General features: G+C 51.2%; 19 protein-coding genes. 12 read left to right on the forward strand and 7 right to left on the reverse strand.

The annotated features are described in order from the left end of the window. The first annotated feature begins 161 nt into the window (after positions 1-161). Positions 162-875, forward strand: coding sequence for a response regulator transcription factor (locus KUC_RS01520; protein WP_007111300.1), 714 nt, complete (start codon positions 162-164; stop codon positions 873-875). A gap of 355 nt (positions 876-1,230) precedes the next feature. Beyond that, positions 1,231-1,485, forward strand: coding sequence for a hypothetical protein (locus KUC_RS01525; protein ID WP_040479186.1), 255 nt, complete (start codon positions 1,231-1,233; stop codon positions 1,483-1,485). A 168-nt stretch (positions 1,486-1,653) separates the two neighbouring features. Here KUC_RS01525 and arfA read toward each other — a convergent pair whose 3' ends face one another. The 6 genes from arfA to KUC_RS01550 form a co-directional block, all read right to left on the reverse strand. Continuing rightward, positions 1,654-1,803: an alternative ribosome rescue factor ArfA gene (arfA, locus tag KUC_RS19180; RefSeq protein WP_007111302.1), complete on the reverse strand. Its 150-nt coding sequence runs from the start codon at positions 1,801-1,803 to the stop codon at positions 1,654-1,656. Between the two features lie 138 nt (positions 1,804-1,941). Next, positions 1,942-2,760 carry a 2,5-didehydrogluconate reductase DkgB gene (dkgB, locus tag KUC_RS01530; protein ID WP_007111303.1) on the reverse strand — a complete coding sequence of 273 codons (819 nt, stop codon included), beginning with the start codon at positions 2,758-2,760 and terminating at the stop codon, positions 1,942-1,944. 83 nt (positions 2,761-2,843) lie between these two features. Beyond that, on the reverse strand, positions 2,844-4,559 hold the full coding sequence (locus KUC_RS01535; protein WP_007111304.1) for a bifunctional protein-serine/threonine kinase/phosphatase: 1,716 nt from the start codon (positions 4,557-4,559) through the stop codon (positions 2,844-2,846). Positions 4,560-4,628: 69 nt separating this feature from the next. Beyond that, on the reverse strand, positions 4,629-5,438 hold the full coding sequence (locus KUC_RS01540) for a formate/nitrite transporter family protein (protein WP_007111305.1): 810 nt from the start codon (positions 5,436-5,438) through the stop codon (positions 4,629-4,631). A gap of 32 nt (positions 5,439-5,470) precedes the next feature. Continuing rightward, positions 5,471-6,364, reverse strand: coding sequence for a uroporphyrinogen-III C-methyltransferase (gene cobA, locus KUC_RS01545; protein ID WP_007111306.1), 894 nt, complete (start codon positions 6,362-6,364; stop codon positions 5,471-5,473). Continuing rightward, entirely contained in the window at positions 6,324-9,077 is a 2,754-nt protein-coding gene (locus tag KUC_RS01550; protein WP_007111307.1) for a nitrate reductase, read from the reverse strand. Before KUC_RS01550 ends, cobA begins: the two co-directional genes overlap by 41 nt. A gap of 782 nt (positions 9,078-9,859) precedes the next feature. Between KUC_RS01550 and KUC_RS01555 the strand changes: the two genes are divergently transcribed. From KUC_RS01555 to kduD, 9 genes are all read left to right on the forward strand, one after another. Beyond that, complete coding sequence (locus tag KUC_RS01555) at positions 9,860-11,188, forward strand: NAD(P)/FAD-dependent oxidoreductase (protein WP_007111308.1); 1,329 nt, start codon at positions 9,860-9,862, stop codon at positions 11,186-11,188. Continuing rightward, entirely contained in the window at positions 11,189-13,696 is a 2,508-nt protein-coding gene (nirB, locus tag KUC_RS01560; protein WP_007111309.1) for a nitrite reductase large subunit NirB, read from the forward strand. A gap of 59 nt (positions 13,697-13,755) precedes the next feature. Next, positions 13,756-14,157, forward strand: a complete 402-nt coding sequence (gene nirD / locus KUC_RS01565; RefSeq protein WP_007111310.1) for a nitrite reductase small subunit NirD — start codon at positions 13,756-13,758, stop codon at positions 14,155-14,157. Between the two features lie 298 nt (positions 14,158-14,455). Next, positions 14,456-15,412, forward strand: coding sequence for a tripartite tricarboxylate transporter substrate binding protein (locus KUC_RS01570; RefSeq protein ID WP_007111311.1), 957 nt, complete (start codon positions 14,456-14,458; stop codon positions 15,410-15,412). A 75-nt stretch (positions 15,413-15,487) separates the two neighbouring features. Further along, the gene (locus KUC_RS20275; protein WP_040479189.1) at positions 15,488-15,967 is read left to right on the forward strand and encodes a tripartite tricarboxylate transporter TctB family protein; all 480 of its coding nucleotides are present in this window, start codon (positions 15,488-15,490) and stop codon (positions 15,965-15,967) included. A gap of 16 nt (positions 15,968-15,983) precedes the next feature. Further along, positions 15,984-17,495 (forward strand): tripartite tricarboxylate transporter permease, encoded by a 1,512-nt coding sequence (locus KUC_RS01580; RefSeq protein ID WP_007111313.1) that lies wholly within the window; start codon positions 15,984-15,986, stop codon positions 17,493-17,495. Between the two features lie 55 nt (positions 17,496-17,550). After that, the gene (locus KUC_RS01585; protein ID WP_083825731.1) at positions 17,551-18,240 is read left to right on the forward strand and encodes a GntR family transcriptional regulator; all 690 of its coding nucleotides are present in this window, start codon (positions 17,551-17,553) and stop codon (positions 18,238-18,240) included. A gap of 20 nt (positions 18,241-18,260) precedes the next feature. Then, positions 18,261-19,091 (forward strand): 5-dehydro-4-deoxy-D-glucuronate isomerase, encoded by an 831-nt coding sequence (gene kduI / locus KUC_RS01590; RefSeq protein ID WP_007111315.1) that lies wholly within the window; start codon positions 18,261-18,263, stop codon positions 19,089-19,091. A 44-nt stretch (positions 19,092-19,135) separates the two neighbouring features. Further along, positions 19,136-19,894 (forward strand): 2-dehydro-3-deoxy-D-gluconate 5-dehydrogenase KduD, encoded by a 759-nt coding sequence (kduD, locus tag KUC_RS01595; RefSeq protein ID WP_007111316.1) that lies wholly within the window; start codon positions 19,136-19,138, stop codon positions 19,892-19,894. A gap of 40 nt (positions 19,895-19,934) precedes the next feature. On the opposite strand, the gene KUC_RS01600 is transcribed toward kduD, so the two are convergent. After that, the gene (locus KUC_RS01600) at positions 19,935-20,774 is read right to left on the reverse strand and encodes an alpha/beta fold hydrolase (protein ID WP_007111317.1); all 840 of its coding nucleotides are present in this window, start codon (positions 20,772-20,774) and stop codon (positions 19,935-19,937) included. A gap of 167 nt (positions 20,775-20,941) precedes the next feature. On the opposite strand from KUC_RS01600, the gene KUC_RS01605 reads away from it, so the two are divergent. Next, positions 20,942-21,871, forward strand: a complete 930-nt coding sequence (locus KUC_RS01605; RefSeq protein ID WP_007111318.1) for a cation diffusion facilitator family transporter — start codon at positions 20,942-20,944, stop codon at positions 21,869-21,871. Positions 21,872-21,879 lie beyond the last annotated feature (8 nt).

The following is a 21,879-nucleotide window of genomic DNA, read 5'->3' on the forward strand; positions in this document are numbered from 1 at the left end:
ACCCCGGTATTAGCGATTAAGGATACAAGAAGTATATATCGGCCGCCTGCGGACAAACTGTGAACCTTTGTGTCAACGCATTATTATCAACTAAACTTTAGGTATTAGTTTTCTACACCTACGCGCGTGACATTTACAAGATGACAATAAGGGAATTCACCATGCATATTGGCGTACTTGAAGATGACCTCGACCAACAGGCATTTATTGAGCAGTGCCTACTAACGGCAGGCCACCAGGTTTCTTTGTTTACTCGCGCCAACGAGCTGCGTCGCGCAACCCAGCAGCGGTCATTTGATTTCTTGATTATCGACTGGTGGTTGCCAGACAGCGATGGCATGGACGTCGTTGCCCACCTGCGCCAACACGACAGCTGGCGCGGTCCAATCCTGTTTATTACCGCGAGCCAGGGCGAAGACGACGTCGTTAAAGCACTCGAACAGGGCGCAGACGATTTTCTCGCTAAACCCCTGCGGCCCAGTGAGCTTATTGCCAGAGTGAGCGCACTAGGTAGACGGTCAGGGTATGCCACATTGCGCCCAGCATCGGCTTGCCCAGAGACCTTTACCCTGCATACTGAGGAGCATTACATCAGCGTAGCGGGCAACCCCGTTGATTTAACCGAGCGTGAGTATCGGTTAGCCACACTCTTCTTTTCAAAAATTGGCGAGCTGATTACCCGGGCGCATTTATTAGAATTGGTTTGGGGTATCAAAGGGGACGTTTCGACACGCACGGTGGATACCCACGTAAGCCGCCTACGCCGCAAGCTGGAGCTGGATGGACGGCACGGCCTGCGCCTACGCAGCGTTTACCAGTCTGGATATCGAATGGAGACCTGCCAAACCACCAACGTAGAGCAAGTGGCTAATTAGACTTGACGCTCATATGAGCATCGGTTAAAAGATAGGAGCTGCCTTGGAAAGGTAGCTTGGTTTTATTAACCAGAATTTTATTAACCAGAGTTTTATTAACCAACGTTTTACCAACGAAATGTCCTTAAAGTAAAACTTTTCAGGAACCTCATCATGCGCTGGCAAATCCCCGCGACACGAATGAATAAGCTGCATCGCATTATTAATAATGCGGTATCAGCCTATTGTTGTCGCGCGCCAGACATGTAGAGAGAAAACTGGCCGCGGCAAGTGTCGCGGCCATGTGTTTTATCGTTACCTTTGATACTCCTTGCTCGCGATGTTGCCCGGCCTCCTAACCCAGGAGACCGACCCCATGGCAATTGCAACCATTACTCGCAAGCTACTCAACGCTTTAAAGCACTCTCGCACCCAGCGGCGTTTTTACGAAGATCCGCGTTTTCATGACCCGCATCTGCTTAAAGATATCGGTTTACGCTGGGAGCAGGGCCAACTGGTATCCATTCATGGCGTAGAAGAGCTGGAGCCAAGTCTACGCAACCAGCGCCTTCAGGCTGAAACCCGCGATGCCTACGAAAAATGTCCACATTGTGGGAGTAGTTTGGCATAGCCAACGCCCCGGTCACAGGAAGTGACCGGGGCGTTTTCAGTTGCGCGCTATGCCTGGCGCACCAATAAAAAAAGCCGACCCATTGGATCGGCCAAACTGATGGGAGTCTGCACAGCATGGGGGATACTGTGCAGAGATGCCTGGGGAAGGCATCGCCAAAACGCCGGGTTAAGCGGCTTGGCGATACCCTCTCTGGGAGTCGCGTCCTTTACGGGAGTAGCTGCCTTTGCCTTTTTTCGGCGTTTGCTGCTGCATTTTAAACATCGGCGTTCGCAGCTGCGCTTTTAACGCGTTGTCTTTAATCCTGCGCTGTTTCATTCACTTTCTCCTTTGATTAGGTGCCTGCAAAAAGCAGGCACCGCTATGACAGACGCTAACGTTTAGCGTTCACCTCTTTGTGTTTAAATTAGTGCTCAAAATTTTGGTTAAGCACACTATTTACTCATCTCACTCATCTCACTCATCCCAAGCCGGAGCAAAATCGGGGTTGGCAATGCGCTCTTTACGATCAAGCGTAGCAATTTCCGCCATTTCGCTGTCGCTTAGCACTAAATCAAAGGCGGCAATGTTGCTTTGAATATTACGCGCTTTGGTCGATGAAGGGATCGTCATCATATTGCGCTGCTTTACCCAAGCAAGGGCAATTTGCGCGGGCGTGACGTTATGCGCGTCGGCAATCTGTTTAAGGGTCGGGTCGTCCATTACCTTGCCCACAGCCAGGGGCATAAAGGCCGTAACTTGAATACCGTGCTGTTCGCAGTGATCGACCAGTTTACGGTTCTGTAAGAAAGGATGAACCTCGATCTGGTTGGTGAGGATTTCACCTTTGCCCAGAATGCTGACCGCTTCGTCCACCTGTGCACAGGTAAAGTTGGAAATACCAATATGGCGCGTCTTACCCTCGGCTTTCACCTTTTTAAGCGCCGTCAAATAATCGACCATCGGCACTTCATCTTCTGGGGACGGCCAATGGATCAACAACAGATCAACGTAATCGGTGCCTAATTTCTTTAGGCTTTCGTCCACGCTGGCTTCCAGCGTTGCGGGCTCCAGCTTATCGAACCACACCTTGGTGGTTAGGAAAATATCGCTGCGTGGCACGCTGCTGTCGCGAATCGCTTCGCCTACGCCAGCTTCGTTGCCGTAAAACTGCGCCGTGTCGATGTGGCGGTACCCGGCCTCAAGCGCCGCGTGAATACTCTGCTTGAGCGTATCGCCTTCCAGGCGAAAAGTACCAAAACCGGGGTTGGGTATCACAGTGTGCATCATTAACATCCTTTTCTATTGATAGCGTGTTAACTAACATGGGGTGGAAACCACCCCACTTCAACCCCAGTTGCCGGATCAACGGCAGTGTATCAACGCACCAACAGGGCGATAACCACTAGCGCCAATACTAATGAAATGCCCTTCCAAAACAGCACCGGGTCGCGCTCTAGTAGCGGCAATTGGGCACGTTTCAGCATGTCTGGGCTTGGTGAGCGTAGCTCGAAAATAAACTCCGAAAGCGCTGGGAAACGTTTATGAGGGCTGGGATGCAGCGCCTTTTTGAGCACCTCATCCACCCAGGCGGGCAGTTCGCGGTTTTCGCTTAGCGCCGATTGGTAGGCAAGCTTATGCTGCGCTGCCCGGGTGCGGGTTTTGGCCACCTCGGTGCCATAGGGTAGCGTGCCGGTTAGCATTTGATAGGTAATCACCGCCAGTGAGTATTGATCCGAACGGGGCGTGCCGCCCTCCCCAAGAAAATACTCCGGCGCAGTATACTGGGCGGTGCCTAGAATATCGTCGCTAGCCGCACTGCCCTCTTCGGCGATCCCCGCCACCTTGGCAGCACCAAAATCAATCAGCTTCACCGTGCCGTGGCTATCAATCATAACGTTGTCGGGGCGCAAATCCTGATGGAGCATTTCCAGCCGATGAAAGGCGCGCAGCCCCTTGGCGATCTGCTCGACGATAGGTCGCACGCTGGCCAAATCGGTATCAGGATGGTCGCGCATCCACTGGGTCAAGGTTTGCCCTTCGATATACGCCAGTACGGTGTACAGGTAGTGGCGTGGTCGCTGTTGGGCAGGCGCTTTAAGCACGTGTTGATTATCGATGCGACGGGCCATCCACTCCTCACGCACAAACCGCTCAATGCTTACCGGGTCTTGGCTTAGCTCGGTCGAAAGCGTCTTCAGCGCTACTTTCTCACCGCTCTCTACCTCTTCCGCCAAAAACACATGGCTGCGGCTGCTGGCATGCAGTTGACGCACAATACGGTAGCCATCCAGCTCGCTCCCCTCGCGCAACTCAGGCGGTTGCGGTAACGCGCCAAGCGCCGCGTAAAGCTCATTGGAGTGACGTTCAGGCAGGCTATCAATGCGCACAATCTGCACGGTAAGGTTATCGTCGCTGCCATTGTCGAGGGCAGCGGCGATCAGTGCCTCAGCTGCCGCGTCCAAATCCCCCCAGTGGGCATAAATCAGCGCAGCCATTTCGGCGTCAGTCAGCCACTCATAAACGCCATCGGTGGCGAGTAAAAACACATCACCTGCATTTAACGATACCGCGCGGTAATCCAACTCCAGGTGCTGACCAGCTCCCATGGCACGGCTTAAATGACTGACCTCCCGCGAGGCCCAGAAGCGGTGATCCTCGGTCAACGGCTCCAGCGTATTGCCCGCGAGCTGGTAGATACGGCTATCGCCCACATGAAATAGATGTGCGGTAGTGGATTTAATCACCATCGCGCTCAAGGTGCACACATAGCCACGCTCAAGGTTATAGCGGTATTGGCTCTGTCGGGTTTGGGCGTATAGCCATGCATTAGTAGCCTGCAACACCCGCTGGGCGGAGGTTTTAACCGCCCACGTTGCCGGGGTGGCGTAGTAGTCCGTCAAGAAGCCGCCCACCGCTGCTTCGCTGGCCTCGCGGCTCACTTCGCTGCTGCTAATTCCATCGGCTAACGCGATCGCAATGCCCTTGGTGGCGCGCAAGGGTTCGCTGGGCAGGTAAGCGCCATAAAAATCCTGATTGCTTGGCTTGCGTCCTTTATCAGAGTGCTGGCCGAGCGAAATGGTCAGCGCTGCCATTATGCTTCCCCTAAAAAAAGCCTCCGCCGGAGCGAAGGCTTGGTTAATGACAAACTACTGCCTATCAAATCATAGGGCTTTTTGCGGCGCGGTACGTACGTGGGTGGTGTAGAGCGTCAGGCCGGTTAATGCCAAACCACCAATTAAGTTACCCAACACTACCGGTATCTCATTCCAGATCAGGTAATCCATAATCGAGAAGTTACCGCCCATCATCAGCCCGGAGGGGAACAGGAACATGTTGACCACCGAGTGCTCAAAGCCCATGCCGAAAAACAGCATAATCGGCATCCACATGGCAATTACCTTGCCGCTCACCGTGGTTGAAATCATCGCCCCCACCACGCCCAGCGAGACCATCCAGTTACACAATACACCGCGGATAAAAATCGTCGCCATGCCGCCAGCACCGTACTCTTTATACCCCACGGTGCGCCCTTCCCCCACTTCACCGATCACCCGCCCGACTTCGCTAGGTTCGGTGCTAAAGCCGTAGGTAAACACAATCGCCATCAGAAAAGCGACCGTTAATGCCCCACCAAAATTACCCACAAACACAATGCCCCAGTGCTTGAGAATACGGTTAATCGTCACGCCCGGCCGCTTATCCAGCCACGCCAGCGGGGTTAACACAAACACTCCGGTCAACAGATCAAACCCCATCAGGTAAAGAATTGAGAACCCCACCGGAAACAGGATAGCGCCGATAATCGGGTAGCCGGTTTGCACTGCCACGGTCACCGCGAACACTGCTGCGATGGCCAAAATGGCCCCCGCCATAAAGGCACGAATCAGCGCATCACGGGTAGACATATGCAGCTTGGCTTCACCGGCATCGACCATCTTGGCGGCAAATTCGGCAGGCAATAAATAGGACATAGAGTGCGTTTCCTTTGTTGTGAGCTTCAGGGTCAGATGAGAGGTGCAGCGCAAACATCGGTGATTTTTACAGCAGGCGTGGTGGCGACTCGCTGCACCACGCTGCCTACCACAATCAAGCAGGGTGATGGCAAGGGGGTGGCGGCGAGCTGTTCGGGCATGTCCGCAAGCGTGCCCACCAGCGACTGCTGCTCGGGCTGACTGGCGTTGGCCACCAGCATGATCGGCCACTCATCCGGCAGGCCTGCCAGGCGCAGCCCGTGGCAAATTGCGTCGACCTTGGAAAGCCCCATATAAAACACCAGGGTTTCGTCCTTGCGCGCAAGCGATGACCAATCCGGGGTGCCGTCTTCGCGGCAAAGCTGGGCAGTCACAAAGCGCAGCTGCTGGGCATGGCCGCGATCGGTGAGCGGAATGCCCATGCAGGCGGCAGCCGCAGAGGCGGCGGGAATCCCCGGGACGATGGCAGCCGGCACCAGGGCGGCTGCCAGGGCATCAAGCTCTTCACCCATCCGCCCGAACACCGCCGGGTCACCGCCCTTCAGGCGCACTACCGATTTTCCTTCGTCGGCGAGTTTTACCATCAGCTCGCCGATCTCAGCTTGGGGTACACTGTGGTGACCGCGGGCTTTGCCCACGTAGTAGCGCTCGCTGCTGCTAGGAATCAGCGCCAGCACGTCATCGCCCACCAAGCGGTCATACACCACCGCGTCCGCCTGCATAATTAAGCGTGCAGCCTTGAGGGTTAGCAGTTCGGCATCGCCGCTGCCTGCACCAACCAGGTAAACCTGCCCGGCGCGGCACTCGCCACGCAGTGGCAAACGTATGTCAGCCCCATGCTGCACCAGCGGCGTCAGCGCGCGGTGAGACAAGCGCATAAAGGCGTTAAACCACTTCTGTAGTAAGGGGTTGCTTAGCGCGGGCATTGGGCCGCTCCTCTTCGATAAGTGATTTTAGTTCGGGAATACAGCTGCCGCACTGGGTGCCGCAGGCGAGCCTGGCGCCCAACGCTTCTACGCTGGTGTCACCCTCACGAATGGCATTGACGATGGTGGTTTGGCCCACTTGGTGGCAACTGCATACCACCGGGCCGGTATCCGCAGCACCGTCGTCGCAGCCGGCCAATAGGCGGCGACGGTGGGTATCGCTCAGCTCTGCCTCGTTGAAACGCGCTTCCAACCACGCTAGCCCTGGCAACTCGTTGGGCGGGCCAACCATCAGCCACCAGCGCAGTTGATCGTTTTCCACGCAGGCGGCGCGCAGCCGCCCGTTAGTGGGGTCTTGACTGACGACCGATACGTCGCCGGGCAGCCACGTTTTCAGTTGCACCAGCCAGTCATTAACCGGCTGCGTATGGGCAAGCTGCCAACGCTGGCAACTGCGCATGGGAATACGTGTCCAGTAGGCACTGGTGTGCCACGGTGTTGATTCCGTTGTTCCTTCGGCGACCAACAAGGTGGCCTGCCAATCGGTCGCAAGAGGCGCCAGCGCCACGGCGCCGTGCTTCGACTCCGGCTGCCCAGAGAGCGGATCGGTAATGCTGTCAATTAGCGCGCTGCTTCTGGCCTGCTGGGTAAAGCAGTCAGTCCAGTGGATGGGGACGAAGATCTCACCGCGGCGCTGGGCATTGGAGACCCGCACCCGAGCGCGAAATTCACCCTTCGCGGCGGTTAGCACCGCCAACCCCTGATCGGAGACACCGGCGGTGTGGGCATCGTCCGGGTGCACGTCCATAAAGGGTTCAGAGCGGTGATTCATTAACCGCGGTGAGCGCGCGGTGCGGGTCATGGTATGCCACTGATCGCGGATTCGACCGGTATTCAGCCGCAGCGGGTAAACGGCGCTCAGCGCCTGTTCTGGCCCTTGGGGATGGATCGCCAGCAGCTTGGCGCGACCATTGGAGGTGGCAAATTCGCCATTCTCAAACAGCCGAGCAGTGCCGCGGGGTGCGGCCTTTGTGACCGGCCACTGAATGGGGGCCAAGGCGTCGTAGCCATCCCGGCCCAGGCCCACCAAACCCGAAATATCAAACAACCGTTTTGGGCTGCCAGTCGAACCGTTATTTTCAAACCTGGAGAGCCGGGCGTGCTCGTCGAAAATTTCCCAGGGGTGGGTGTAGTCAAACGCCTCGGCAAAGCCCAATCGTTTCGCCACTTCGCACATTATCCACCAGTCGTGGCGAGCCTCACCGGGGGGCGGCAGCATGCCCCGCTGACGGGAGATGCGCCGCTCGGAGTTAGTCACGGTGCCATCTTTCTCAGACCATCCCGAGGCGGGCAGCACAATATCCGCGTAGGGCAGTAGATCGGTATGAGCCGCGCACTCGGAAACGATCACCAGCGGGCATTTTTCCAGCGCGGCACGCACCCGCGCCGCATCGGGCAGGCTGATGGCAGGGTTAGTCGCCATCACCCACAGCGCTTTTATCTCACCGCGTTCAATGGCTTCAAACAGCTCCACGGCTTTATAACCCGGCCCCTCCGGCAGAGCTGGCGCTAGGCTGTCGGTAGCCCAGAAGCGGCTGACCAGATCGAGGGCGCCTGGGGTGTGGTAATCCATATGCGCAGCTAACTGATTAGCCAACCCGCCCACTTCACGGCCCCCCATGGCATTGGGCTGGCCGGTAATCGAGAACGGCCCCGCCCCCGGCAGGCCGATTTTGCCGCCGGCCAGGTGGCAGTTAATAATCGCGTTGCACTTATCGGTACCGCTGGCGGATTGATTAACGCCCTGGGAGTATAGGGTGACCACATGCAGTTGGCTGGCGAACCAGTAATAGAAGGTTTCCAGGCGCTCTGGGTCTACATCACAGGCCGCCGCTACCTCTGCCACCGAGCCCGCCGTTTGCTGCGCGGCTTCCAGGGCCTCGTCAAAGCCCTCGGTGTGGCGCTCAAGGTAGAGAGTATCGAGCTTACGACGCTTTGCCATCCACGCCAACAGGCCGTTAAACAGATAGGCATCGGTGCCCGGTTTTATGCCTAGATAGAGGTCGGCGATTTCGCAGCTGTCGGTCACGCGGGGGTCGATCACTACTAGACGCATCAGCGGGTTGCGCTCTTTGGCGACTTTAATGCGCTGGTAGAGCACCGGGTGATTCCAGGCTAGGTTTGAACCCACCAGCACGATCAGCTCCGCCTCTTCCAAATCCTCGTAGTTACACGGCACCGCATCGGCACCGAAGGCGCGCTTGTAGCCCGCCACCGCGGAGGCCATGCACAGCCGCGAGTTAGTATCCAAATGAGGTGTGCCCAAAAAGCCTTTAAACAGCTTATTGGCCACGTAGTAGTCTTCGGTGAGCAACTGGCCGGAGAGATAGGCCGCCACACTGTGGTTACCGTGCTCGGCCCGTAGGCCATTCAAACGGTCAGCCGTGGCACTCAACGCAGTGTCCCAGGAGACGTCTACACCATCCATCCGAGGATGTGTCAGGCGGCCCTGCTCGCCCAGGGTTTCGTGTAGCGCAGAACCTTTGACGCACAGCCGCCCGAAGTTGGCCGGATGCTCGCGATCGCCCTCGACAGCGCTCAGCGTGCCCGCTTCAACGGTTGCCGTCACGCCACAGCCAACGCCGCAGTAAGGGCATGTGGTTTTGGCTTGCTGGGTCGTTTTGGTCTGCTGCCCTGCTTTTGCCCCTCGCATAGCTACTCCTCGGGTCGTACCTGAACGCCATAAATACATATATAAATGTCGGGCATAAAAAAACGCCCAGTCCCGTTCTCTAAGGCGCTATATAAACGCATTAAGAGAAGAGGGCTGGACGTCGTTGCCGCAGCGCACCTTCGTCGGTGCAATTTTTTAATTCAAACAGCTACTTTAAATCAAACAACTACAATTCAAACAACTACAATTTAAACAGCTACACATTCGGCTACTTATTTTTCGAACGGCTTTGGATTTGTTCGCTGCCATCGCCTAGCAATGAGCGCTTATCCTTTGTTAACTCACTTGTTGCTTAGTAGAACTGCAAAAGCCAAGCCTAAAATCACCTCATTCAAAATTAACTAATCAAAAACAAATAGTTAAAAATTAAAAATCAGTAATGCAGCGCTCGTTTTGGCACTCATCGCGGGCGAAATGGTGTGTGAGAGTGCATGCCACCACTCTTTTCGCACCATCACTGTGCAGCCTATCCGAAGAGCCGTAACAGCGCCCATCTACCATCTACATCTAAGCATCTGAAGTTACTTAAAAAAATAAGCTACGCAGCCAATTGGCTAGCTCCTTGCTTGTTACAGGGTAAGGTTTTTAATCAGTTGGCAGCCAATGGCGGTTGTCGCGCGTTTTTAAACATTTTTTAAAAAACGCTACCGGGCAACGACGCCCCTGTTACGTACGCTTCTGCAATTTTTGCAAAGAGGTGCGAGACAGGGGCGTTTTTTTGTTTGGTGCTCAAGCAGCCGCAACGACAAGAGGAGCCACCCATGGAAACCATTTCCCGGTGCTCACCCCACGATAATTTCAATGACCATCTAGTGATTATTGGCAATGGGATGGCTAGCCACCGTCTCATCGAGGCGTTGGTCAAACAGCCCACACGCCCCCAGCGCATCACGGTGATTGGCGCCGAGCCAACCCCTGCCTATAACCGTATTCTGCTCTCACCACTGCTGGCCGGTGAGATGCAGCAAGACGCGCTTACCCTGCGCGATACCGCATGGTACGCCGATCAAGGCATCACCCTGATACTGGGCGAAAAGGTCGAAACACTTGACCGCGAACGCCACACCTTGACTACCGATAGCAGCCAGTCGTTTGATTACGATCATTTGGTCATCGCCACCGGCTCGCGCCCAGCGCTGCCCGACGTTCCCGGCATTGAGCTTGAGGGCGTACACGGCTTTCGCGACCTAAAAGACGCCGCAGCACTTGAGGCAATAGCTCACAGCGGCGGCGACGCTGTCGTCATTGGTGGCGGCCTGCTGGGTCTTGAGGCAGCTGAAGGGCTGCGTAAGCGCGGCAGTGGTATCAACGTTAGCGTGCTCCAGCGTAGCGAGCGGCTAATGAACCGCCAGTTGGATGCGACCGCCGCGCATCTGCTTAAAGACACCCTCACGCAACGCGGCTTGAACATCATCACCGCTGCGCAGTTAGCCCGGTTGGAGGGTGACGACCAGGGCCGGGTCGCCAAGCTGCATCTTGCCGATGGCCGCCAGTTGAAGGCCTCCAGTGTGATCGTTGCCGCGGGCATTACCCCGAATGCAGAGCTGGGCCGCCAAGCGGGCCTGACCACCGAGCGCGCCATTGTTGTAGATGAGTTTCTAACCACCTCTGACCCGGCAATCTCCGCCCTTGGCGAGTGCTGCCAGTTTGAGGGTACTACCTACGGCCTGGTGGAACCTATCTGGCGCCAGGTAGAAGTGCTTGTCGCAACGTTGTGCGGCGCGGCCACCCAAGGCTACGCAGATGCCCCCAGCGCCACCAAACTTAAAATCAGCGGCGTAGCGCTCTATGCCTTTGGCCCCACCGAGGCCAGCGCCGAGCATGACGTATTGAGTTACCACGACCTTGAGCGCGGCGACTACCGCCGCCTGCTCTTGCGCAACGGCCAGATTGAAGGCGCGGTGCTCTACGGCGATACCAGCCAGGGCCCCTGGTACTTCGAGCAGGCGCTTGCTGGCACCGACCTTAACGCTTACCGCCAAGCCCTGCTGTTTGGTGCGGCGGATGTCGATGTGCTACGCGAAGCGGCGTCTCAACATACCCCTGGTTCTTCAAAACACTCTTCTCATACAACGTCGGAGGCGGCTTAGATGTCTACCCAACAGAAGCTTATTATTATTGGTAACGGCATGGTCGGCCACCATTTGGTCGAGCAGTTGGTCGATAACGGCGGCCTTGAGCGTTATCAAGTCACCGTGTTTGGCGAAGAGCGCCACCGCGCCTATGACCGGGTGCACCTATCCGAATACTTCAGCGGCCGCGATGCAAACTCGTTAGCGCTTTGCGAGGCAGATTACTACGCCGTTAGTGGTGTGGAACTACGCACCGGCGAAGCCGTGATTGAAATCGACCGCGACCAGCAAGAAGTGGTCACCGACCAGGGCCGTTACCCCTATGACCGCATCGTGCTGGCCACCGGCTCTTTCCCCTTTGTGCCGCCGATTCCCGGCAACGACCGCGATGGCTGCTTGGTGTACCGCACTCTGGACGACCTAGACGCCATCCAAGCGGCTGCCGAAAACGCGACCACCGGCGTAGTGGTGGGTGGCGGCCTGCTTGGTTTGGAAGCGGCTAACGCCCTGCGCGGCTTGAATCTGGATACGGCGGTGGTGGAATTCGCCTCACGCTTGATGCCCATGCAGGTGGATAACGAAGGCGGCGAGCTACTGCGCGAAAAAATCGAAGCACTGGGCGTACAAGTCCTCCTGGAGCGAGCCACCCAACGTATTGAGGATGGCGAAGCCAGCCGCCACCGCATGGTCTTCCAAGACGACAAAGTGCTGGAAACCGACCTGATCGTGTTCTCCGCAGGCATCCGCCCCCGCGACCAGTTAGCCCGAGACTGCGGCCTGGAGATTGGCGTACGCGGCGGCGTGGTGGTGGATAACCAGTGCCTGACCAGCGACCCGGCTATCCTGGCGATTGGCGAGGTGGCGCTGTGGAACCAGAGTATCTTCGGCCTGGTGGCCCCCGGCTATCAAATGGCTAAAACCGCGCTTTCGACGCTAACCGATGGCGACACCCAGTTTGGCGGCGCCGACATGAGCACCAAGCTCAAACTGCTCGGCGTGGATGTGGGGTCAATCGGGGACGCCCATGGCAACCAGAACCCCGGCGCGCGGATGTTCCGCTACCTGGATCCGATCAAGCAGGAGTACCGTAAGTTGGTGGTCTCCAGCGACGGTAAAAAGCTGCTCGGCGCCATGCTGGTGGGCAATAACGGCGTTTACGATACCCTCTTGCAGTACTACTCCAACGGCATTGAACTGCCCGATGAACCCGCCTCGCTGATACTGCCCCAAAGCAGCGGCGCAGCGCCCACGCTTGGCCCTGGATCACTGCCAGAGACCGCCACCATCTGCTCCTGCCATAACGTCTCAAAGGGCGATATTTGCGCCTCCATTGATGCGGGTGCGATCGATTTAGGCGGGGTGAAAGGCGATACCAAAGCCAGTACCGGCTGCGGTGGCTGTACTGCGCTACTCAAAAGCGTGGTCGACCATGAGCTGGAAGCCCGCGGCGTCGAAGTCGACAAATCGATTTGCGAGCACTTTGCCCATACCCGCCAGGAGCTTTACGACATCGTCCGCGTGGAAGGCATCAAAACCTTTAGTGAATTGATCGCCAAACACGGTAACCAGGACACCCATTGCCTGGGCTGCGATATCTGCAAACCCGCCGTGGCGTCCATTCTGGCCTCCTGCTTCAATGAGCCGATCACCGACGCGGCACATATCCCCTTGCAGGATACTAACGACACCTTTATGGCCAACATGCAGAAGAACGGCACCTACTCGGTAGTGCCGCGTGTGGCCGGTGGTGAGATCACCCCAGACAAGCTGATCGTGCTGGGTGAGGTAGCCAAAAAATACAACCTCTACTCCAAAGTCACCGGCGGCCAGCGCATCGACCTGTTCGGCGCTCGCCTGGAAGACCTGCCGGATATCTGGGGCGAGTTGATTGCTGCAGGTTTCGAGACCGGCCACGCCTACGGTAAATCCCTGCGCACGGTGAAATCCTGCGTGGGCAGCACCTGGTGCCGCTACGGCGTGCAGGACAGCGTCGGCATGGCGATCTGGTTAGAGAACCGCTACAAGGGCCTGCGCTCACCGCACAAAATTAAATTCGGTGTTTCCGGATGCACCCGGGAGTGCGCCGAGGCCCAGAGCAAGGATATCGGCATTATCGCCACCGAAAACGGCTGGAACCTCTACGTTTGCGGTAACGGCGGCATGCGCCCCCGCCACGCCGAACTGTTCGCCACCGATCTCGACGACGAGCAGCTCTACCGCACCATTGACCGCTTCCTGATGTTCTACGTGCGCACGGCCGACCGGCTCCAGCGCACCTCGGTATGGCGGGAAAATCTCGACGGCGGCCTGGAGTACCTCAAAGAGGTGATTCTGGAAGACAGCTTAGGCATCAACGCCGAGCTTGAGCGCCAAATGCAAACCGTGGTGGATACCTACCAGTGCGAATGGGCCGATGCGATTAGCGACCCGGAAAAGCTCAAGCGCTTCCGCAGCTTCGTTAACGACGACCGCCCGGATCCTTCGATCATTATGACCTCCGAGCGCGGCCAGCTACGGCCTGCTTAAGCGACGCTGGGCCCTGACACTAACAACGACACTGACACTGAATAAAAACGAGGCAACCCATGACCGCAACGGCACTGAAAAAAGAGATAGATATGGCGGATGTTCAAAACAGCAAGGCATGGCAAAAAGCCTGTACTAAAGATGATCTGGTAGCTTTCTCTGGCATCGCCGCTTGGCTGGAAACCGCCGACGGCCCCGCCCAGGTCGCTATTTTCTACTTGCCCGGGCTGCGAGGACAGGGTGATGAACTCTATGCTCTCGATCATCATGACCCTTTCTCGAACGCCAACGTCATCGCCCGAGGCATTGTCGGCGACCTTAAAGGCGCTCCAGTGGTCGCTTCGCCTATCTACAAGCAGCACTTCCGCTTGGAAGATGGGCAGTGCCTGGAGGATGAGAACGTCAAGCTGCGCACCTGGAAAATCGAGTTTAAAGGCGATGAGGTATGGGTTGAGGGGTGACACTCTACTCGGATTGAAATGGGTGGCTTCAATGCCGCCCTAATCTTTCCCATCAACGCTATTGATCCAAAAACCTTCATTTTTTAATTTATATATAAAAACAACAATTTACAGCATTTAAAGCAGGCCTTCCTAACAAAAAACAACCTAATTCTTAAAAATATTGCTTTTTCCTGAAATTGTGATCTATAGTGTCTATAGGCATTGTATACGTTGTATACAATGGTAATTAAAAATATAAACAATATTTTCAATAACTAGCATCAAATAAAACAAGCAAAAAAATGAGGAATAAACAATGAACAAAAAATCAATTGCTTTATTAAGCGTAGCAATTAGCTCAAGCTTTTTATTAACTGGTTACTCGGAAAAATCTAATGCAGAGGAGGCCTATCCAGATCGCCCTGTTAAGGTAATCGTAGCTTATGGAGCTGGTGGCTCAAATGATTTGACTTCACGAGTTCTAATGAAAGAAGTTGGAGAGATATTAAATCAACCGTTTAATGTTGAAAATATTTCTGGTGCCTCCGGTACAATCGGCTCAACGATTGCTTCAACTGCCAAACCAGATGGCTACACGATCTTTTTCGCTCCTACTGATCCCATCGCCGTTCAACCAAACTTAAGAAGTGTGGCATATAGCCTGGATGACTTTAAAGGCATCGCGGGGGTTTCATATGATGCAAGCGTATTAGCTGTACGTGCTGATTCATCCTGGGAAACTTTAGATGATCTGCTCAAAGAGGAGAATACAGATACTGTCATTAATCGTGGACATTCGGGTGTTGGCGGAGTTGCACAAATATTCTTAGAATCATTTTTTGACCAAACTGATTTAGAATCTAGAGATATTCCTTTTGATGGCGGTGCGGCCGCAATTACAGCCTTATTAGGAGGTCATGTAGATGCAATAGGTGGAACGGCTGGCGCAATGATGCCATATATTAACTCAGGTGAAATTAGGGTTTTAGCAGCTGCTGCCGATGAGCGCTTAGACCACCTTCCAGATGTACCGACATTTAAAGAAAAAGGTTATGATATTTCTCTTGGAGTCGAGTTTTTCGTGCTTGCTCCCAGCGGTGTATCAGATGAAATTGTTACCACGCTTGAATCTGCAGTAATGGAAGCAGCGAATAGCGAAGAATTTAAAACATTTGTTGATCAAAGAGGGCAGCAATTAATCGTTAGAGATGGCGAAGAAATTATGGCAAAAAACAGAAGAGATTACGAATTATTCAACCAGCTTATTAACTAGTCATGCTCAATGGGAGGTTTGAATATCAATTCAAACCTCCCATATAAATATTAATAATTATAAACGGTGAATAATATGCTCGTTATTCTTTATAAATATGCTCCAAGCATATGCACTGCCTTGATAGGACTGGCGATATTTATTTTAGTGCCGTTTCAGATAGATTTAAGTCATATGCGAGGGAGTAATCTTTCTGGTGTAGATGCGCGAACGCTGCCCTACCTTTTATCTTTTAGCATTATCTTTCTAAGCTTACTAGAGATAATACTTATAAATAGAAAAAAAACAAAAGAAAGCAATGCCAATAAAAAACCTCAATACTTAAACATGCTAAGAGTCTGCATTACCTTTCTCAGCATTGTATTATGGATCCTACTTGTACCAATTATAGGATTTATAATTTCAATGATTATTCTTCTAGCCTTTGTAATGATGGTAATGGGAAACAGGAAGATATTGCAGCTTATTTTGGTACCAGTAATCACTAGTGTGCTATTGAATTATATATTTACAACGTTTCTAGGACGGACACTACCCACTGGTATCTTTTTTTAATTAAGAGGTTTCCATCATGTTATTAGATTATCTTTTACATGGCATGACCCAACTGTTTGCATTAGATATGCTCTTGCTTATGTGCACAGGAGTTGCAATTGGTCTTTTTATTGGAGCGATGCCAGGATTAACCGTTACATTAGGTGTTGCGCTTGTGCTTCCGTTTACTTTTGGCTTGGACTCCTTGTCTGGCATTATACTTCTCACAGGAGTTTATTGCGCAGGAACATATGCTGGAGCGATCACTGCTATATTAATAAACACTCCAGGCACGCCCTCTTCAGTTACTACGGCTTGGGATGGCTATCCACTAACAAACCAAGGAAAAGCTCCAGATGCACTACGTTTAGCATTATATGCTTCTGTGATAGGTGGTTTAATAAGTGGCGTTTTTCTAATATTGCTTTCTCCACAGTTAGCCAAAATAGCTTTGAAATTCGGTCCTCCCGAGATGTTTGCACTAACATTTTTGGGATTAACTGTTATAGCAAGAGTTAGCGGTAGCTCTCCTATCAAAGGATTGATATCAGCTGCAGCCGGTTTGTTATTCGCAACCGTAGGAATTGATCTTATCTCAGGCGTACCTCGCTTCAGTTTTGGAATGAATTTTTTAAATGCTGGCTTAGGTGTTATTCCCGCATGCATCGGTTTATTTGCAATAGCGGAAGTTTTTCATCAAATTGAAAAACGCAACAAAATATTTATTCCGGAAATACCTGAGTCTTCATCAAAAATAAATGAAGTATCATGGAGGCTTTTATTAAAGCACAAAATGCTTTTAATGAAATCTTCTTTAATCGGTGTTGGCGTAGGGGCTATTCCAGGAACCGGTGGCAGTGTAGCTTCATTTATTGCCTATGATGAAGCAAAACGAGCCTCTAAAAATCCCGAATTATTTGGCAAAGGTAGTTATGAAGGACTAATGGCTTCTGAGTCTTCCAACAATGGAATTACCGGCGGCTCTTTAATACCAACTTTTACGCTCGGTATTCCTGGAACTTCCTCAGCTGCTATATTTCTGGGGGCTCTGATGATTCATGGCTTAACGCCGGGTCCGGATTTATTTAGATTTCAAGGGGAGCTAATTTACACTGTTTTCTTAGGCTTTTTTATTGTAAATATAATTATGTTATTTTTAGGCTCCATAGCTTCTAAATGGGCTATAAGTTTACTTAAAATACCTAATTCAATACTATACCCTGTCGTACTGGCTTTTTGTATAATTGGCGGGTATGCGATAACAGGCACTTTAACTGGTGTTGGAGTAAGTTTATTTTTTGGTGTTATTGGCTATTTAATGCTTAAAAATGGATACCCACCTGCCCCTATGGTTATAGCTTTAATTTTAGGACCTAAAGTCGAAGAGTCTTTAAGGCAGTCATTAATATTATCTAGTGGAGATTTTTCAATATTCTTCACAAGACCAATTTCAGTTTTTTTCATCATATTAGTAGCACTAACAACGTTAATCCCTATTATCCGGAATTTAAAATTGTCAAAAAATTTCAAAAAAAATACTAAAAACTAACAGATACTAGTTTACATCTATCTAAATGTGTTTTTAGAATTTAAAGGAGCAACATATGTCAATCTATAAAAGTTATGAAACTGCCACAAAACCAGAAGAAGCATATCGACGAGTATCAAAAGACATACTTAATTTAACAATGAAGCCAGGACAAGTTATCACTGAGCAAGATATTTGTGAAAAGTATAATATTTCAAGAACTCCAAGTCGTGACGTGCTACAACGATTAAAAAACGATGGCTTAGTCATCAGCATTCCTTATAAAGCGAATTATGTCACATTGCTATCTATGGACACTATTAAGCAATTTATATACATGAGAAAAGTACTAGAAATATCGGTCATAACTGATTTCATTAAACATATAGATGCTGAAAAAATATATAAGCTCGAATCAAGCCTTCAGAAACAGGCTTCCTTACTTGAAACTGACTTCACTGCAGAAGATTTCTACAAATTAGATGGTGAATTTCATGCCATCTGGTTTAATGCGACTAATAAAATTAAAATATGGGAGCAAATTCAAAAATTACAAGTGCATTACACAAGATTTAGAATGCTAGACATTGTTGCTATAAAAAACTTTAAATCTATTTATGACGACCACTGCAGCATTGTTGAAATAATAAAAAATAGTGATTATGAGCAAATTGAAAAAGCTTTTACTAGCCATTTAAATAGTGGACTCTCGCGACTGGGAGACAAGGTTTATACTGATTACGCTGACTATTTCGACAATGAATAAAAACCAAAAGAGGAAGTAAAATGAGAATTAGGCATGAATCCAATCCTGAAGATGTAAAAAACTATACAACTGAATCTTTACGAAATCATTTCTTGATTGAATCGCTTTTTAAAAGCGATGAATTAAGCATGGTTTATTCACATTATGATCGCTTAATTGTGGGCGGTACCATTCCACTTAAAAAAACAATTAAGTTGGATGCTGGTGATATTTTGCGTACCGAGTTTTTTTTAGAACGCCGTGAGATCGGTATCGTTAACATTGGTTCAACAGGAAAAATCACTGTAGATGGAAAAGCCTATTCGTTAAACAAACGCGACTGTCTATACATTGGCTTAGGAAATAAAGAAATAATTTTTCACAGTAATGACTTATCCGATCCTGCAATATTTTACTTTGTCTCTGCCAACGCTCATAAAGAGTATCCGACAAAGGTTTTAGCTATAAAGGATGCAGTTCCTACCAAGTTAGGTTCTGACATTGAATCTAACAATCGTACTATTTACAAATATATTCATGGCGAAGGCATTCAAAGCTGTCAATTAATGATGGGAATGACCTTACTTGAGCCAAATAATATGTGGAACACAATGCCTGCCCATGTCCATGATCGACGGTCAGAAATTTATCTTTATTTTGATATGGATGAAGAGTCAAGAGTATTTCATTTTATGGGAAAACCAGAAGAAACTCGCCACTTACTTATAAAAAACCAGCAAGCTATCATATCACCGCCTTGGTCGATTCACTCTGGCGTGGGCACAAAAAACTATACGTTTATTTGGGCAATGGCAGGCGAAAACTACACGTTTAAGGATATGGATTTTATTCCTATAGAAGACTTAAGATAAAATAAAAAATTATTACTTACACGCAAAAAAAATAAGGAAAACTTATGAACAATTATTTTTCATTGAAAGGCAAAGTTGCCGTGGTAACAGGTTCTTCTACTGGTTTAGGTCAAAGTATGGCAATTGGGCTAGCCAAAGCAGGTGCTGATATTATTGGGATTGCTTCCCGAAGCAATCAAGATGAAACAATGAAGGAAATAGAAAAAACGGGGCGTGAATTTTATCAAATCCAAGCAGATTTATCTAAGAAAACTGAAATTAATTCTATCGTTCAAGATTCAATAAACAAAAAAGGTAGAATCGATATTCTAGTTAATAATGCAGGAATAATTCGACGAAATAATGCTGAAAATTTTTCTGATGAAGACTGGGACGACGTTATTAATGTGAATTTAAACTCAGTTTTTCGGCTAACGCGAGAAATTGGTAATCACATGATAGCGAATGGGTCTGGAAAAATCATTAACATTGCATCAATGCTGACTTTTCAAGGCGGCTTAAAAGTACCGGCTTACACTGCCAGCAAACACGCAATCGCAGGCTTAACAAAATCATTTTCTAATGAGTGGGCTAGTAAAGGTATCAATGTGAATGCAATTGCTCCTGGCTATATGATTACAAATAACACTAAAGCTCTTAGAGAAGATAAAAAACGCTATGAGTATATTACGTCAAGAATTCCGCAAGGAGAATGGGGAACACCTGAAGACCTTAAAGGTTCAGTCGTATTTTTAGCATCTAACGCCTCACGTTACATCAATGGGCACATTTTATGCGTCGATGGAGGATGGATGAGCTCCTAAGGAATTGAGAGTTACCATTGAGGTAACTCTCAATTCCTTTTTATGATTCTTCTAAAAACCTAATCAGCGCTGCGTTAAATTCATCGGAGTGTGTAACATTAATAGCATGCGGGCCACCTTTAATCACTTGCGTTTGCGCATTGGGCAGTAGCTCCTGGGCTCGCTTACCGCTGACTTCAAAGGGTACGATGCCGTCTGAATCCCCGTGCAGCACTAATGTAGGCACATCAATGCTGGGCAGGTCTTTGCGAAAATCTGTATAGCTAAACGCCTTGATGCAGTCGTAGGTCGCTTGAGGTGAGGCAAAGGCGGCAATATCGCGGTGGTATTGGCGGTTTGGCTCGCTAACTAAGTCGCTGCGTTCACCTGCCGTAAAGAAGCTCTTGGTAAACTCTTCCAGGAAGGCAAGGCGGTCGTCTTTTACCCCCTCAAGGAACTGATTGATGGTGGCATTATCAAGACCACCTTCAGGATTATCATCAGCTTTATACAGGTAAGGCGGCACCGCCGCGGCGAAAACGGTTTTATGAACACGCGCCGTGCCGTAGCTGGAAAGATAGCGGGCTACTTCACCTCCGCCCATTGAAAAGCCCACCAGGGTGGCATCGTGCAAATCCAGCGCCTCAATCAATTTCTTGAGGTCTGACGCTAGGGTGTCGTAGTCGTAGCCGCCATCGGCCTGGGTTGACTCGCCAAAGCCCCGGCGATCATAGGTAATCACCTTGTATCCCGCCTCGACTAACGCAGGCACCTGCTTTTCCCACGAGCGGCCACTTAGCGGCCAGCCGTGAATCAGCACCACGGGCTTACCCGCCCCGCGCACTTCGTAATAGAGCTCTACCGGCGTGCCCTGTTCCGTTCCTACACTCAGCATTGGCATCGTCTCACCCTCCTGTTTGGCTTAACGTGAATTAAACAAACGCCCCATTAGGCTAGTAGAACTTACGATGCTTTCCAAAAGTGCGTAAACGTCGGGATTCGATAATTCGCTAACAAAGTTGCTATGCTTATTGGCTATTTTGACTATGTACACTGGAAGAAACCTTTGTGAAGACAGAATCGAGCACTTTAGCGTTTTCAGCCTTTATGGCACTGCTGATTGGATGTGCAGGCATCGTGGCCACACTGGCGTCTAACTCCCAAGCGATCCTGCTGGATGGGCTGTTCAATCTGATCTACTTCGGCGTTGCCCTGGTGACCATCAAGGTAAGCAAGTTAGCCAGCCGCCCCGATAGCGAATCCTACCCCTTCGGCTATAGCTACTTTGAATCGCTGGTCAATCTGTGCAAAGGCCTTCTAATCTTAGGCGTGTCTATTTTTGCCTTGGTGGATGCCATTGCGGCACTACTCACCGGCGGCCGTGAGATCGCGGCGGGCTTGGCGGTGCTGTATGCCCTTTTCGCCACCGCGGCCTGTTCGCTAACCGCCTGGGTGATGCACCGCAGCCAGCGCCATGTGAGCAGTCCCTTGGTAGCGGCAGACAAACTCAACTGGTTAGTCAACAGCGTTATCTCAGCTGCTGTGCTAGCCGCCTTCTGCCTAGTGATGCTGTTTGAGCGCTTGGGCTGGCAGACGATTCTGCCCTACGTGGACTCGGTGTTGGTGATTGCGGTGGTGGTGCTTTGTTTGGGCGTGCCGGTGCGGATGGCCTCCCAAGCGTTAAAGGAACTGCTCAACAAAACCCCGGAAGAGGCTATCGCGGCCCCTGTTCGCCAGGCCGTGGCAAACGCTCTGGCGGACACCGACACCCAAGAAGTGCGCGTACGTATGGTGCGCCCTGGGCGCCTGCTGTATGTGATCGTGCATGTGGTGCTGCCCGAGGCATCCGACGTTTCGGTCGCCAGCCAGGATTTGCTGCGGGTAAGAATCGACGACGAAGTCCGCCGCTACTACTCCCCCGTCGTATGTGATGTGGTATTTACCACCAATACCCGCTGGGCGGCGCCCTCCTGCGGACTGTTGGTTGAGAAGCACTGATCATGACA

It is taken from the genome of Vreelandella boliviensis LC1 (assembly GCF_000236035.1).
GTDB classification, from domain to species: domain Bacteria; phylum Pseudomonadota; class Gammaproteobacteria; order Pseudomonadales; family Halomonadaceae; genus Vreelandella; species Vreelandella boliviensis.

What these genes read in the sequence shown, in the direction of transcription:
- KUC_RS01520 (WP_007111300.1), top strand. Translation starts at nt 162, where the DNA reads ATGCATATTGGCGTACTTGAAGATGACCTCGACCAACAGGCATTTATT.
- KUC_RS01525 (WP_040479186.1), top strand. Translation starts at nt 1,231, where the DNA reads ATGGCAATTGCAACCATTACTCGCAAGCTACTCAACGCTTTAAAGCAC.
- arfA (WP_007111302.1), bottom strand. Translation starts at nt 1,803, where the DNA reads ATGAAACAGCGCAGGATTAAAGACAACGCGTTAAAAGCGCAGCTGCGA.
- dkgB (WP_007111303.1), bottom strand. Translation starts at nt 2,760, where the DNA reads ATGTTAATGATGCACACTGTGATACCCAACCCCGGTTTTGGTACTTTT.
- KUC_RS01535 (WP_007111304.1), bottom strand. Translation starts at nt 4,559, where the DNA reads ATGGCAGCGCTGACCATTTCGCTCGGCCAGCACTCTGATAAAGGACGC.
- KUC_RS01540 (WP_007111305.1), bottom strand. Translation starts at nt 5,438, where the DNA reads ATGTCCTATTTATTGCCTGCCGAATTTGCCGCCAAGATGGTCGATGCC.
- cobA (WP_007111306.1), bottom strand. Translation starts at nt 6,364, where the DNA reads ATGCCCGCGCTAAGCAACCCCTTACTACAGAAGTGGTTTAACGCCTTT.
- KUC_RS01550 (WP_007111307.1), bottom strand. Translation starts at nt 9,077, where the DNA reads ATGCGAGGGGCAAAAGCAGGGCAGCAGACCAAAACGACCCAGCAAGCC.
- KUC_RS01555 (WP_007111308.1), top strand. Translation starts at nt 9,860, where the DNA reads ATGGAAACCATTTCCCGGTGCTCACCCCACGATAATTTCAATGACCAT.
- nirB (WP_007111309.1), top strand. Translation starts at nt 11,189, where the DNA reads ATGTCTACCCAACAGAAGCTTATTATTATTGGTAACGGCATGGTCGGC.
- nirD (WP_007111310.1), top strand. Translation starts at nt 13,756, where the DNA reads ATGACCGCAACGGCACTGAAAAAAGAGATAGATATGGCGGATGTTCAA.
- KUC_RS01570 (WP_007111311.1), top strand. Translation starts at nt 14,456, where the DNA reads ATGAACAAAAAATCAATTGCTTTATTAAGCGTAGCAATTAGCTCAAGC.
- KUC_RS20275 (WP_040479189.1), top strand. Translation starts at nt 15,488, where the DNA reads ATGCTCGTTATTCTTTATAAATATGCTCCAAGCATATGCACTGCCTTG.
- KUC_RS01580 (WP_007111313.1), top strand. Translation starts at nt 15,984, where the DNA reads ATGTTATTAGATTATCTTTTACATGGCATGACCCAACTGTTTGCATTA.
- KUC_RS01585 (WP_083825731.1), top strand. Translation starts at nt 17,551, where the DNA reads ATGTCAATCTATAAAAGTTATGAAACTGCCACAAAACCAGAAGAAGCA.
- kduI (WP_007111315.1), top strand. Translation starts at nt 18,261, where the DNA reads ATGAGAATTAGGCATGAATCCAATCCTGAAGATGTAAAAAACTATACA.
- kduD (WP_007111316.1), top strand. Translation starts at nt 19,136, where the DNA reads ATGAACAATTATTTTTCATTGAAAGGCAAAGTTGCCGTGGTAACAGGT.
- KUC_RS01600 (WP_007111317.1), bottom strand. Translation starts at nt 20,774, where the DNA reads ATGCCAATGCTGAGTGTAGGAACGGAACAGGGCACGCCGGTAGAGCTC.